Source organism: Afipia dichlorophenoxyacetatis (assembly GCF_055386385.1).
The window spans coordinates 4,439,741-4,453,655 of the sequence record NZ_AP029250.1; the positions used below are offsets into that span (position 1 = coordinate 4,439,741).

At 58.7% G+C, this 13,915-nt stretch carries 13 protein-coding genes; 6 read left to right on the plus strand and 7 right to left on the minus strand.

Annotation, left to right across the window (positions count from 1 at the left end):
- Positions 1-38: 38 nt before the first annotated feature.
- Positions 39-446, minus strand: a complete 408-nt coding sequence (flgB, locus tag ACZ5C3_RS20820) for a flagellar basal body rod protein FlgB (protein WP_464032648.1) — start codon at positions 444-446, stop codon at positions 39-41.
- Between the two features lie 299 nt (positions 447-745).
- Here flgB and ACZ5C3_RS20825 point away from each other — a divergent pair, with 299 nt between their 5' ends.
- Positions 746-1,759: a flagellar biosynthetic protein FliO gene (locus ACZ5C3_RS20825; RefSeq protein ID WP_464032650.1), complete on the plus strand. Its 1,014-nt coding sequence runs from the start codon at positions 746-748 to the stop codon at positions 1,757-1,759.
- Complete coding sequence (gene fliP / locus ACZ5C3_RS20830) at positions 1,756-2,517, plus strand: flagellar type III secretion system pore protein FliP (protein ID WP_464032652.1); 762 nt, start codon at positions 1,756-1,758, stop codon at positions 2,515-2,517. The genes ACZ5C3_RS20825 and fliP overlap by 4 nt, the downstream gene beginning before the upstream one ends.
- A gap of 14 nt (positions 2,518-2,531) precedes the next feature.
- On the opposite strand, the gene ACZ5C3_RS20835 is transcribed toward fliP, so the two are convergent.
- The 5 genes from ACZ5C3_RS20835 to fliL form a co-directional block, all read right to left on the minus strand.
- Entirely contained in the window at positions 2,532-6,299 is a 3,768-nt protein-coding gene (locus tag ACZ5C3_RS20835) for a tetratricopeptide repeat protein (protein WP_464044244.1), read from the minus strand.
- A 123-nt stretch (positions 6,300-6,422) separates the two neighbouring features.
- Positions 6,423-7,208 (minus strand): MotE family protein, encoded by a 786-nt coding sequence (locus ACZ5C3_RS20840; protein ID WP_464032653.1) that lies wholly within the window; start codon positions 7,206-7,208, stop codon positions 6,423-6,425.
- On the minus strand, positions 7,205-7,681 hold the full coding sequence (locus ACZ5C3_RS20845; protein WP_464032654.1) for a DUF6468 domain-containing protein: 477 nt from the start codon (positions 7,679-7,681) through the stop codon (positions 7,205-7,207). Before ACZ5C3_RS20845 ends, ACZ5C3_RS20840 begins: the two co-directional genes overlap by 4 nt.
- Positions 7,678-8,880, minus strand: coding sequence for a flagellar motor switch protein FliM (gene fliM, locus ACZ5C3_RS20850; protein ID WP_464032656.1), 1,203 nt, complete (start codon positions 8,878-8,880; stop codon positions 7,678-7,680). Before fliM ends, ACZ5C3_RS20845 begins: the two co-directional genes overlap by 4 nt.
- Positions 8,881-8,899: 19 nt before the next feature.
- A complete protein-coding gene (gene fliL / locus ACZ5C3_RS20855; protein ID WP_464032658.1) occupies positions 8,900-9,391 on the minus strand; it encodes a flagellar basal body-associated protein FliL in 492 nt (163 codons plus the stop codon).
- A 370-nt stretch (positions 9,392-9,761) separates the two neighbouring features.
- Here fliL and flgF point away from each other — a divergent pair, with 370 nt between their 5' ends.
- The 4 genes from flgF to flgH are packed head-to-tail and all read left to right on the plus strand — an operon-like array spanning position 9,762 to position 13,146.
- Entirely contained in the window at positions 9,762-10,529 is a 768-nt protein-coding gene (gene flgF / locus ACZ5C3_RS20860) for a flagellar basal-body rod protein FlgF (protein WP_464032659.1), read from the plus strand.
- A gap of 12 nt (positions 10,530-10,541) precedes the next feature.
- A complete protein-coding gene (flgG, locus tag ACZ5C3_RS20865; protein ID WP_464032660.1) occupies positions 10,542-11,330 on the plus strand; it encodes a flagellar basal-body rod protein FlgG in 789 nt (262 codons plus the stop codon).
- An 11-nt stretch (positions 11,331-11,341) separates the two neighbouring features.
- A complete protein-coding gene (flgA, locus tag ACZ5C3_RS20870; protein ID WP_464032662.1) occupies positions 11,342-12,385 on the plus strand; it encodes a flagellar basal body P-ring formation chaperone FlgA in 1,044 nt (347 codons plus the stop codon).
- A 5-nt stretch (positions 12,386-12,390) separates the two neighbouring features.
- Positions 12,391-13,146 (plus strand): flagellar basal body L-ring protein FlgH, encoded by a 756-nt coding sequence (flgH, locus tag ACZ5C3_RS20875; RefSeq protein ID WP_464032663.1) that lies wholly within the window; start codon positions 12,391-12,393, stop codon positions 13,144-13,146.
- A 344-nt stretch (positions 13,147-13,490) separates the two neighbouring features.
- Here flgH and dksA read toward each other — a convergent pair whose 3' ends face one another.
- A complete protein-coding gene (gene dksA / locus ACZ5C3_RS20880) occupies positions 13,491-13,856 on the minus strand; it encodes an RNA polymerase-binding protein DksA (RefSeq protein ID WP_002712631.1) in 366 nt (121 codons plus the stop codon).
- Positions 13,857-13,915 lie beyond the last annotated feature (59 nt).

Here is a 13,915-nt window from a genome sequence, read left to right on the forward strand (position 1 = left end):
GTCGCCTCCATTATTTTTTGCCGGCAGAACCGCCCGAATTAGCGCTTACCGATCGCCGTTTTGATGAGACCGAGACTGCGACTGTAAAGCGAAGTGACCGCCGCATAATCCATCTGGTTCGCCGAGACCTTGAGCATCTCATCCTCGAGGTTGACGGCGTTGCCCGCAGGCCTCGTCTCGTACCCGCCGCGGTTGCTTGCATCGAAGCTTTCGCTGACGCCCGACGCCTGGATGTGATTGGCGCTCGTACGCGTCATGGCGAGCGAGGACATGTGCCCTCCAAGCGGATTGCCGGAACCATCGAACTTCGGCTCAACAAGATCTCGCGGCTTGAAACCGGGCGAGTCGGAATGCGAGACGTTATCCGCAAGGACGCGTTGGCGCTCCTGATGCCATTGCATCTTGGTGCGCAGCGCGGACAACATGGGAAGATCTGCGATCGGCATTGGCTCTGCTCTCCTCCTGTGGGGGTGTTCCACAGGTGGGCAGAATTTGCCGTGCTTATGGTTAACAGATAGTTAAGAAGGAGCGGATCGATTTTCAGAGCCAAGGCTCGTTGATCGTGGTAAGCTATTGAAAACGCGGGTTCAGGAAGTGTTTGGGGCCCGGGAGATTCATGAGTTAATAATTTGTGGGCGGCAGGTGTTGCCGGCAAAAATTAACGGACGGCAAACCCTTCATGTAGCCTTCGCACATCCAGCGAATCTGGCATACGAAGGGGATGTTGTTTGACGGGGACAGTAACATGCCGCAAACGCTCTGGTTTTTCATCGCCTTCGTCATCGTTCTCGCGTTGATCGGAGCTGCTGCCTGGCTGGTCCGCCGATTCGGCGGAAGCGGAATGGGTACAAATGCGAATCGCGGGCGGATGCCGCGACTCGCGGTTATTGATGCTGCTGCGGTGGATGGCCGCCGGCGGCTCGTCCTCGTGCGGCGCGATAATGTCGAGCATCTCCTGATGATTGGCGGTCCGACCGACGTCGTGGTCGAGCCCAACATCGTCCGGAGCATGCCGCAGCGCGATCAAGCACCGCAACGTTCGCCCGCCGGCACCGAATTGCCTTCGCCGCCACGGCTGGCGCCAGAGCCTAGCTGGTCCGAACCGGAAGCGACACGCGCGGATGCCTTCGAACACCGAGAGCCTGCAATGCCGGAAATCCCACAGCGGCCGGCGCGTGCTCCCTTTCCTGATGAAGTTCGCCGTCCGGCGCCAGTTGCTGAGCGGCATGCTGATGCGATACCGAGTTTCACCCCGGAACCGATGGTGCGTCCGGAGCCGACGCTTCGAGCCGAGCCAACGCTTCGAAATGAATCACCCGCTCGACCGCTACCGCGCAGCGAGCGCATGGAGCCCATGATTCCGCGTGGGCCACGTCCCGCGGAGCTGGCTCCGAAGGCTCCTCCGCCACCACTGCGCGCTCCGCAGCGCCCCGCTGAATCTCCGCTTTCATCGGCGGACCAGAATCTCGCCGACATGGCGCAGCGCCTCGAGGCTGCATTGCGCCGGCCCGGCGGCGGCGAGCATCGGCACGAGACAAGCGAGCCTCGTGCTCCGTCGGTCAGCCCGATCGACCGTGTCGGCGCACCATCAGTAGCCCCCGAGCCGCCAACACGACCGTCACGAGATCTCGGCGCTCGCAATAGTTCACCTCCCTCCCCCCAACCGGATGTTCCGGCAGAGTCAGCGCCCAAAGCGCCCTTTGAAAACCTTGAAGACGAGATGGCAAGCTTGCTCGGCCGTCCGAAGCCTCCAGCGTGAGGCCGGCGAAAACACCGCGTAGAGTTTTATTTTTTCTGAGTCTTACCCTCGCCGTCGGATCCCTGATTGATCCTGCGGCCGCGCAGGATATCAGCATCAATCTTGGCGGCGCCGGCAACGGCGGCGTCACCGAGCGTGCGATTCAATTGATCGCACTGCTCACAGTGCTTTCGATCGCACCGTCGATCCTGATAATGATGACGTCGTTCACGCGCATCGTGGTGGTGCTGTCGTTGTTGCGCACAGCTCTCGGCACCGCGACCGCGCCGCCGAACTCGGTGATCATCGCGCTGGCGATGTTCCTGACTGGGTTCGTGATGGGTCCGGTGTTGCAGAAAACCTATGACGACGGCGTCAAGCCGTTGATTGCGAATGAAATCACCGCCGAGCAGGCCCTTGAACGTGGCGTCATTCCGCTGCGCGGCTTCATGCAGAAGAACGTCCGCGAAAAGGACCTGAAGCTCTTTATGGACCTGTCCGGCGAACCGCCGGCGGCGACACCCGATGATATGTCGTTGCGCATCCTAGTGCCCGCTTTCATGATTTCGGAACTCAAGCGGGCCTTTGAAATCGGGTTTCTGTTGTTCTTGCCGTTCCTAATCATCGACCTTGTGGTCGCTTCGGTGCTGATGGCGATGGGCATGATGATGCTGCCACCGGTCGTGGTGTCGCTGCCATTCAAGCTCATCTTTTTCGTGCTGGTGGATGGCTGGTCGCTGGTGGCCGGCAGCCTGGTGCAAAGCTACGGCGGCGGGTAGTCCCGCCCCGTACTTTACCGCCGAACTTCGTTGACCTGTTTCAAGCCTACGATTTCAGGCAGCGATACAGCAGGCAACGATCCGGTTGGATTGGGATCTGCCTTGATTTCCGGCGGCAACTTGGCACGTGCGATGGCATCGGGATAGCGCGCCTTCATCTCGCGCAGGAAGCCATCAAGCGTATCTATTGCGGCCGCCATCTTTGCGATTCTCGCAAAATCCGAGCTGTTTGCCGCAGCAGGCTTGGCCGCGATATCGAAAATGGCGCGGTCGTTTCCTTCCATCTTGGCGCTGTATTTCTCGCGGAAGCGAGCAAGCCCGACCGCATCTTCCGCAAGGGCGTATCCGATTGCCGCTCGAATGATGTCGCTCTTCTCGATCGATGTCAGGGGCTGGAAATCGCGCCAGCGATCGCCATAGAGCAATTCGATTTGCTCGGAGGATTCCCGCCAGCGGCGAGCGGCCCAGTAGATATCCGACCGGAGCCGGACGGCTTCACGTCCATTGATATTCGACACGATGTCGAGCGCGAGATCGTGCCGACCGACATCACTTTGAGCACGCGCTTCGAGCAACAGCCGCTGTTGCCGCAATTCACCAGCCAGATCGGCGATGCGGGTGGTGCGCAATGCTGCGATCGCACGTACTGGCTTACGGTTCATCAGGTAAACCATAGCCAGTCGGGACGCGACCTGCGCCCGGGCCGAGCCCTCAAGGCGATGATCGATTTGATATTGCAGCAGTTCACTTGCCTGATCGAGCAGATCAACCGCGACAAGACGATCGGCGAGATGACGAATCAATTCATCGCCACGCCGTCCGATCGGCGTCAGATCGCGATACTCATAAAACATCGCCAGAGCTTCGACCGGAGGCAGATCGTCACCCTTGGAACTGTTGTACAGCTGATCAAACAGGGCAGACGTCTGATCCTGTACCTTGCGCGAGATTTCCGAATTCGGCTCCAGCTTAGTCGCCGTACGGCCGACTGCAAATGCGTCGTTATAGCGCCCCTTAGCTGCGTAGAGTTGCGACAGCATTCCAAGGTTCTTCACCTCGGTCGAGTCGCCACGCCAAGTCGTCGATGCGGTTTCCAACTCGCGAATGGCGTCATCGTCGTTCAGCATATCGCGCTTCTGACGGAGTGCGACGTTCAGGAGAGTTGCCTCTGCGGCGGCCGGCCGGTTCGAGGAGTCGATAGACGCCTGATATGCCGCCAAAGCATCCTTGTCATGGCCAAGAACTTCGGCCAGCCGTCCGCGCAACAGAGCAATCTCGCCTTCTTGTCCGGGTCCGGGGCCCATAGTTGTTAAATCATTGCTGCGCAGACCCGCCGTGGGATAATCCTTGACCTCAAGTGCCGCACGAAATGCCTCGATTGTCACGACACGTTGCAAATCGATTGGCAGTCCCGTAATCGCGAACTCGGCGTTCTTGAATTTCTCACGAGCATCGACCCACTTGCCCTGCTCTGCATAAGCGAGGCCTTTCCAAAGCTGGGCGTCGGAGTTTGCACCAATTGCCGGATTGGCAAGATCTTTCAGAGCAAGTTCGGGATTGCCGGAAAGTGTGGAGGCCACGGCGCGAATGATATACGCAGAGGGATCAACTTCACTTTCCTTGGTCTCGCCAAGAATAAAATCGAGAACTCCCTTGGCCTCGGGATAAAATCCGCGCGCGAGGTAAAACCGGGCAAGATCGATGTGGGCGGACATGCGCTTGTCACCCGTCGCCCGCGACGCCGCAGCCAGGAGACTGTTGCGCATCGTCAGGAAATCTGAAGTTTGGTTTTCCTGCCAGGTGCCTGCATCGAATATGGGCCGCACCGCTCCAATCGAGCGCTCGGGCATGGTCATCACCGATGACAGGGTCAATCCGCCCGGGCGACTCAACACCAGCTTGCTGGAAGCGATATCCGCGGTGAGATCATCCGAAGTCTGTTGAATGACGACACCTTGCATCGACTCCAGCAGAGAAAATTCCACAAAATCCTGGCGCTTGACGAAGCCACGTACAGGCAGGCCTGCAGTCATCACGGTGAGCGCGTCACCGGCATCAGGATCTTTGATATGGTGAAGCTGCCCTGGCTTGGCGAGAGCGACAGTTACATTAGCGCGCTTGGGATCAGCGTTATTGCGCGCAGCAGTCAGCGGTTGCGAGGGCTGCTCCGCCTTGTCGGCCAGTGTCAACGTCCATGATTGTTCGTCGCCGCTAAGCGTCACCAGTTGTGGACGGTTCAGCCGAATCCGGACCGCGCGTCCTTTCGGAAGCTCCAGCGTACCCGCCGCGGCAATGAGCGATCCGCCCTGACTTTGAATGGGTGTGGGATCAATTGACTTGTCGGTATCAAAAACAAGCCAGATCGAATCCGAACGTCGAAACGCCGCAGCTGGCGTCGGCCCGGCAAAGCTGAACGTCACGCGCAAGTCGTCGCTGGTTCGCCTCACCTCCGGCACCAGCTTCGGCCCCGAATTGACTTCCGGTGGCGCTACCGCCCCGGCCTGAGCTACAGGCTTCGCGTCCTTAGAAGCCGCCGGCATTGGTGCCACAGGCGGTGAAGGTACAGCCACAACCTTATTCGCTGTCTCAAGCGCTGGCACGGCCTTCTCAGCAACCTTGGCTTCGGGCTTCCCCCCGGACTTATCCGGAGCGGCCTCTTGTCTGGCCTCAACGTTGGCTGGTGGTGCCTTTGCGTCGGATGCATTCGCATCCGACGGCTTAACCTCGGAGATCTTTGTTTCCGGAGGCGATATCTGGGGTTTCCTTTCAACCGACGCTTCGCGCGCGATTTGCTCCGATGTCGGCGGCACAATCGCACTCGCTTTGTCTGCCGCCGGCTTTTCGCTCGGCGGAGTAGCCGGAACATTCGGCAGCTGCGAGCGCGGCCCCTGCGATGGGGCCTTCGCCTCCTCGAAGCCTATGTCGACAATGTAATTCTTCTCTTCACGGAATGCGCGAACATCCACTTCACCAATGAGCGCGATCTCAACCGTCGAAGCATTGTCTCCCATCTTTTGGTCGATGGATCTGATATTCGCGGGCATCGCGACCTTGGCATCCGCAAGGTCAAATACCAGCGCAGACGAGAACGACAGTACGAACTTGTTGGTGCCCAATGCCGATGAAACGGCAACACCGTCAGGCATTTCGAATACAAGCCGCGTAAAGGTCGGCTGGACCGACGCACGAACGCGTATCGGCGGACGTTTCTTGGCTTCATCCGCCTGCTTCTGCAGGCGCAAAGCCCGCTCGGCTGCAATTGCGCGCTCGGACAATTCTCGCACCACGTCCGCCGGCAACGGCGGCGGGGCACCAGTCCACTTTTCGGGGAGCAAGTCGATGAAGACACGCTCACCCGCCATCATCAGGTTGACTTTGACATTCTGTGTCAGCGCCAGGCGAATGGCGGTTCCGTCGGGATCGCGACGGACCATTCCAATGTAGGACGGCAGCGCGTCGGGCAATGCATCGACAGGAAGATCGACCGGCTTCTCGAAACGAACGATCAGGACCGATCCGGCAACGACAGCATCGGTCGTTACATCTTCCTTGAACTTCAGGACCAGCCGCGCGTACCCGTTCGCGCCGGTCAAAGTTGCTTCGCCTTTCACCGGTTGCTGCTGGGCGCTGGCATGTCCGGCAACAAGGCCGCTCAACGCCAGCGCAAAGCCAACCGCCGCAAACGACAATTGCATCCCGCGCCTGACCGTTCCCGCAAGCAAGCAGGCTTTCGATCCAGCCGCATGGATCGTTTGGATGATGCGAGCAACCTTGCAGGACATTCCAGCTCTTTCTGCCGCGTCTCGTTTGTCAGTTTCAGGCGTGATGCCCACTCGAACGGTTGCCGCTCTCGCCATCCACCCAAATCTAGAATTCGCCGATTAAGGCCTTGTTAATCACCTGCTTCAATTGCGAGGCGGCTGGGACGGCTTGCCATCGATCTTGGGCAGGTCATTCGGCGACGACGAAAGGCCTGCGCTTGCCCGGCGAGCCAGTTCGACTGTCAGCCTTTCAGCAGCTTCCGGCTGCATCTGCCCCATGATGTCGGCCATCTTTCGCGGCGCAATCTGCGAAGCGATCTCAAACAACACCGGTAACTCCAGCCGATCGAAGACCTTGGCAGCGTCCTTCGGCTTCATTCCCTCGTACATGGTAATGATGCCTTTGAAGCGCGCAGCTTCAGCCTCGTTCTTCTGTTGGCCCACCGAGGAAATCCGCGCTTCGGTCGCCTTCGCTTCCTCAAGACGCCCCTCAACGCGCTTTTCTGCCGACTTGATCAGGCTTTCGCGGATATCAATTTCGCGAGCCCTTGCCTCGATTTCCTGCCGTCGTGACTGCAGGCTCTCAAGAACAGCACGTTCAGATGCAGGGATCTGGCCTTTTGGGTCAGGATAGAGGACCGTCTCGTCCGGCGATCGCGCCTCGGGCGCAGCCACCGCTGGCTTCTCTTCCTTTTTTTCTTCCTTCTTGGCTGCAACAGAACCGGTGATATCGGGCGGCTCAGATTGTTTGCCGGGCGCCGGAAAATTGAAGGTCTCCTGCGCCCACGACTTCTTTGGCGGCACTCCATCGTCGTCATTGAGAATGTATCCGCCGTCCAGCAACAGGCCGGAGACCTTCAACACCGCCAGACAACCGATCGCAACCATCAGGACCGGGATAATGCGGATATCGCGAGCGACACGTTTCATGCAGCGAGACCAGCAGCCTTCCGCCGTTCCGAGAACGCCTGAGCCGCGGCGAGCAGCTCCTTGGCGTGCGATCCCTTAGGCGCGCTCTTCCTGGATACCTCAGTCGCGACTTCACTCGAAGAGCGAGGTGTGTCCGACATAATCGGCTTCGCCGCGAGCGCAACTTTTGTAAGCCGAGCCACGATGTCATTGCCGACCGAGAGTTGCTTGGCCAAATTCTCAGAAAGCTCTGTGCCGCTCTGAAGCTGGCCACTGAGGTTCTGATCGCATTCACGAACCGTGAGCTTCAGCCCCTGAATGGCACGCTCCGCAATCTCAGTTGCAGTGACCAATTCTGCAATCGTGCCACGCAAGGACTGCTCATCGGCCTTGAGCAAGGTCAGGCGGCGGTTCAGCAGAGTACAATATCCGATCGTGATCAGCAGCAAGATCACTACCAAACTCTCGATCACCAATGCGAATGTGTGACTCACTGTGCCTCCATCATCTTCGTTTGCTCGTCGGCTTTTTCAAACATCGCGAACGATGTATTCGGTTTGCGTAGCGGCTTGGTGACGCGGATGGCGACACGATCGCCGACCCTGCCCATTCGCCCTTCACTGAGGATCACGTCACCACACCGGACCGACACAAGTGCGTCCGGTCGCATGTTCAGCGGCAGCGTGTCACCGACTTGCAGCGTCATCAGTTGCTTGAGCGGGATATTGGCTTCATAGAGCACGGCATCGACGGCGATTTCCGCCTTGGCGATCTCGGTTGCCAAATGGCCTTCCCAGATCGGATCGCGGCCGAATTTTTCACCCATGAACATCTGCAACAGAACGTTGCGGATAGGTTCGATGGTTGCGTATGGCAGCAGCAGTTCGATATTGCCGCCACGGTCTTCCATGTCGATGCGCAGACGCACGAGAATGGCAGCGTTCGCCGGACGGCTGATGGCGGCAAAGCGTGGATTTGTCTCAAGCCGATCAATCGTGAACGTGACAGGAGACAGCGGCCTGAAGGCCTGTTCGGCATCGGCGAGCACCACTTCGACAAGGCGCTTGACGAGATTGGTCTCAATCGTGGTGTAAGGTCGGCCTTCGATACGGAGCGCAGCCTGTCCGCGGCGACCACCAAGTAGCACGTCGATGATCGAATAGATCAGACTTGAATCGACGGTGAAAAGCCCGAAATTTTCCCACTCCTCGGCCTTGAAAACTGAAAGGACGCAAGGCAACGGAATAGAATTGAGATAATCGCCGAAACGCACTGACGTAATGCGGTCAAGCGAAACTTCCACGTTGTCGGACGTAAAGTTGCGCAGACTTGTCGTCATCAACCGCACCAAGCGATCGAAAACGATTTCCAGCATTGGCAGGCGTTCATACGACACCATCGCAGAATCGATGATGGAGCGAATGCCGGAATTCTCGTCGAGATTGACTTCGCCGTCGCTGAAACCGAGCAGATTATCGATTTCTTCCTGCGACAGAACACGCTCGCCGCCCGACTTCCCGGGTCCAAGTAAACTATCACTTTCGCCGACCATCGCCGCCCATTGCTCGGCCATAGTCTCGGTCAATTCATTGGCAGCAGCTGCGGCAGCAGCCTCGGCGGGATCCTCGGAGTCCAGCGCGCCTTCCCATTCGGCGGCTAGTGCATCCTGATCGAGGTCATTATCCGGCGTCATTGCTTAAACTTCCGTCCCGTCACTGAACGACGATTTCCTTGAACAGCACAGCGTTCACCTGATGGGGCGAAATCGCAGCGTTGACACGCCGCGTCAGCTCTTCCTTGAGGCGAAACAGCCCCATCGAGCCGTTGAGATCTGTAGCGCGCAATTCCCGCAGGTATGTCTGGAACAGGTCCATAACGCGCGGCATGGTCGGCGTGATCTGCGCCACCATCGGCTGATCCTTGACCTCAAGCACCACCTTCACCTTGAGATATTGGACACGCTCACCAGGCAGACCCGCCAGATTGACCAACACTTCAGGGACATCGAGGAATACGGGCGGCTTCACCTCCGCTTCCGCATGCTTTTCCTTGTCCTCACCATGCCCATGCATGAAGAACCAGCCCCCGCCGAGCGCCAGCACGAGGATCGCAGCAGCTCCAATGATGATGAGCTTGCGTTTGCTTTTCGGAGCGGCTGCGCCTTCCGCGCCCCCCGCTTCTTCGTTTTGATCGCCGTCTGCCATAGCCCCGCTCACTGTGGGATTTGGCTTGAAATGCTGCCGAACTGGCTTGAGTGACGCGATACGAAGGCCGCCGGCGCTCCAAGCGCCTCTGTGTGGACACCGTAGGGGCGCAATGGTTAACGAAATCTTTCTTTTGTTCCCGAAGTGGGAAAATTTTGCCGGGACAATATGGTCAACAAGCCGTTTATTGCCGCCCCGCTTCAGCCCTCTCAATCATCCAAATATCTGTAATTACAAAGTTTTCTGAGTTGGCACGCCTCTCGCATTAAGGGAAGGCGAACCGGCCAGCTTGGGAGAGCCTCTCCGGTTCATACGATCCGCGTCATGCCTTGGGAGAGGCCAGCGCGGTTCATCAAGGGGAGACAGATCGATGGAGAATACCCTCCTCGTCGCGTTGTCGCGACAGGTGACGCTTGAGCGTCAGTTAGACGTGGTCGCGAATAACGTCGCGAACGTCAACACGAACGGCTTCAAGGCCGAAAAGACGCTGTTCGAGGAATATCTGACCTCGGGCGCGCATGAGGACAATTTTGCCCTCGCCGACCGGCGTGTCAGCTTCGTGCAGGATCGCGCGGCATATCACGATTTCACGCAAGGACCGTCCGAGGGGACCGGTAATCCTCTCGACGTATCGATCGACGGCAAAGGCTTCTTTGCCGTTCAGACCCCCGGTGGCGAACGCTACACCCGCGACGGCTCGTTCCAGATCAATTCACAGGGGCAGCTCGTCACTGCCAGCGGAAACCTCGTTCTCGGCGCGAACGGGCCGATCGTCTTCCAGCCGACCGATAAGGACATCGTCATCACCGCCGACGGCACCGTGACGGTTAAAGAAGGCATCGTAACCCAGTTCGACTCCATCCGCGGCAAGCTGAGGATGGTAAAATTCGACAGTCCGCAAAAGCTGCAAAAGGAAGGCTCGAACCTGTTCTCGGCTCCCGCCGGAACGACGGCTCAGCCTGACGTCGCCTCACGCGTCAACCAGGGTTTTGTCGAGAAATCCAACGTCAACACGGTCGCTGAAATGAGCCGCCTGATGATGGTCTCGCGCACCTACGAAAAGATCTCGGCACTGATGCAACAGCAAAGCGATCTTCGCAAGAATGCAATCCAATCACTCGCCGACGTACCGGCTTGAGGAGAATAAACAATGCAAGCTCTTTACACTGCAGCAACCGGTATGGCCGCCCAGGAACTCAGCGTTCAGGTCATTTCCAACAACATCGCCAACGTCCGCACCACTGGCTTCAAAAAGCAGCGTGCGCAGTTTCAGGACCTGCTCTACCAGCACGTTCAGCGCGTCGGCGCACAGGCTTCTGATCAAGGCACCGTCCTGCCGGTAGGCATCGACATCGGCGGCGGCGTCAAGACCGTCGGCACGCCGCGCCTGATGACACAGGGCACCCAGACCGCCACAGGAGCCGATCTCGATATCGCTATCCGCGGTGAAGGTTACTTCAAGATCCAGATGCCGGACGGCACCTACAACTACACCCGTGATGGTTCGTTCACGACGGACGGCACCGGCCGCATCGTGAATGCGCAAGGCAACCCCCTGCAGCCGACCATCACGCTTCCGCAGAACGCGTCGCAGCTCACCATCAACCCGCAGGGCCAAGTCTCAGTCATCTTGCCGGGCTCAACAACACCAACGGTTGTCGGCCAGATCGGCCTGACCCGCTTCATCAATAAGGCGGGCCTGCAATCGATCGGGGACAACCTGTTTGTCGACACGCCGGCATCGGGCCCGCCGCAGGACGGTCTCGCACAGGCCGATGGATTCGGCGACATGCAGCAGGGCAACCTCGAAGCATCGAACGTCGAAGTCGTGACGGAAGTCTCCGACCTGATCGCCGCCCAGCGCGCTTACGAGATGAACGCAAAAGTCATCAGCGCGGCCGATCAGATGATGCAATCCACCACCGGCATGTTGCGATAAAGGAGATGAAGATGTTGCGCTCGTTCCTCCTCACAGCGGCCGTTCTGGCCGCGACCACTGGAGCAGCTTTTGCCCAGTCAGAAAAAGATGCGGTGACCGGTCCGGTCCTGCGCGCGAGCATCACAGTCAACAGCGATATCGTGCGCATCGGCGACGTGATCGACAATGCCGGAAGCGCCTCGCAAATCGCGATCTTCCGTGCACCCGATCTCGGCACAACCGGATCAGTGCCGACGTCGCGGATCCTCTCCGCGCTTGGCGCCCACCAGGTGATCGGTGTCGATACGCGCAACATCCGCGAAGTCTCGGTGACACGATCCTCGCGCGCGGTATCCTCAAAGGACATCGAGCAGCAGGTTGCGCAGGCTCTGGAACATCGTAACGGACTCGGCGATGCCGCAAACCTGTCGATTACGTTCGACCGCGATCTCCGCGAACTCCAGCTCGATGCGTCGAATACCGGCGACATGCGCGCTTCGATCATTCGCTTCGATCCGCGCAATGGCCGGTTCGACATTACCTTCGAAATTCCGAACGAGGTCACCTACTCACCGACCAAGTTGCGCTTCACCGGCACAGCTATCGAAACCGTAGAGGCGACAATTCTGACGCGCAGCGTCGATCGTAATGACATTCTCAAGGCGTCCGACCTGGTCACGGAACGCCGCCCGAAGGCGGAGGTCGGGAATGATCTCACGATACGAGAGCGTGCGATCGGAATGCAGGTCCGCAAACAGATCCGTGCGGGACAGGCCATCAAGGCAATCGACATCGGCAAGCCGGACCTGGTCACTCGCGACCAGAGCGTCACTCTCATCTACGAGGCGCCTGGAATTTATCTCACGGGTCGCGGCAAGGCGGTCGACAACGGTACGCAAGGCGATGTCGTCAACGTCACCAACCTGCAATCGAAACGCGTTGTGCAAGGCACAGTCGTCGGACCAGGTCAGGTCGTCGTGATGATTGCAACCCCTGCTCGTATCCTCACAGCAACCGCTGCGCTCGCTACAAACGATCAAGCTCCAGTCGGAACCCCCTCCCAGAAAGCTGAGTAAAAGTCATGTTGAAGTCCCACACACTCAATCGCATTCTGCTGGGCAGCAGTCTTCTGGCCTTGGGCATTATTGCAAGCGGATGCTCGGCGATCGACCGGCTGGCCGCGATTGGCGAAAAGCCGAAACTGTCGGCGATCGACAATCCAACGACACAAGCCGGTTACAAGCCGGTGTCGATGCCGATGCCGGCGCCACAACCTGCGTCCTTTAATCCAAACTCGTTGTGGCGAAACGGATCACGCGCCTTCTTCAAGGATCAGCGCGCGCACCAGATTGGCGACATCCTGACGGTGATCGTGAACATCACCGACAAGGCCAATATCGCCAACGAGACGCAGCGCAGCCGTGCCAACAGCGAAGATTCCGGCATCACGAATTTCTTCGGCCTGACGAAGGTGCCTCTGACCAATGCGCCAATTCCCGGCCGCCTGATGACCACGGACTCCACAGCCAGCAGCGACGGCAAGGGATCGGTGAACCGCCAAGAAGCCCTGCAGACCAACGTCGCCGCAGTGGTCACTCAGTTGCTGCCGAACGGCAACCTGGTTGTCGAGGGCAAACAGGAAATTCGCGTCAACTACGAAATTCGAGAACTGATTGTCGCCGGCATCGTTCGACCGGAAGATATCCAGAGCGACAACACCATCGATTCCAGCAAGATCGCGCAAGCGCGCATCGCCTATGGCGGCCGCGGTCAGATCACAGACGTGCAACAGGCCCGCTACGGCCAACAGGTCTTCGACGTCCTGCTGCCGTTCTAATCCTCCTCTGAAGACGGCTCCCACCGTCTTCATCCGAGCTCCCACATCGCGCGGCGAACCTAGGCGCAGTGCGATGTATACGACGCGGCCTCCGTTAGCTCCCCTGACGGAGGCCGTGATCGTTTGATTCCGATTTCAGAAATTGCGAGCGCAAGGACACCTATAGGTGTCGCAGAACCAGGCCAAAGGCCGATCGGCCTGCGTCCCAATGTAATCGCTTGCTACGCCTAGCCGCATCGGACGCGCGCAAGCCGAGTTCATCTGCCCCAAAGACACACCGCTGCGCTGTCACCGGTTCAGTGACCTACCGAGCGAAGACATGTCCGGGCCGTGAACGACCGGCACTACTCGTCGCGATAGACCTTTTCTCGCTTCTCGTGCCGTTCCTGCGCCTCGACCGAAAGCGTGGCGATGGGACGTGCTTCGAGCCGCTTCAACGAAATCGGTTCGCCAGTTTCCTCGCAATACCCATAGGTATTGTCCTCGATGCGCTGGAGTGCGGCATCGATCTTGGAAATGAGCTTGCGCTGACGATCGCGGGCACGAAGCTCGATAGCGCGATCGGTTTCCGATGAGGCGCGGTCAGCCAAGTCAGGGTGATTGACGTTCTCTTCCTGAAGCTGCTGGAGCGTGGTCTTCGACTCGCGGAGGATCTCATCCTTCCAATCGAGTAGCTTGCGGCGGAAATACTCCCGCTGCCGCTCGTTCATGAAGGGCTCTTTCTCGGAAGGCTTGTAGTTCTTCAACTTTTCCAAGGGCGGGTCCATCT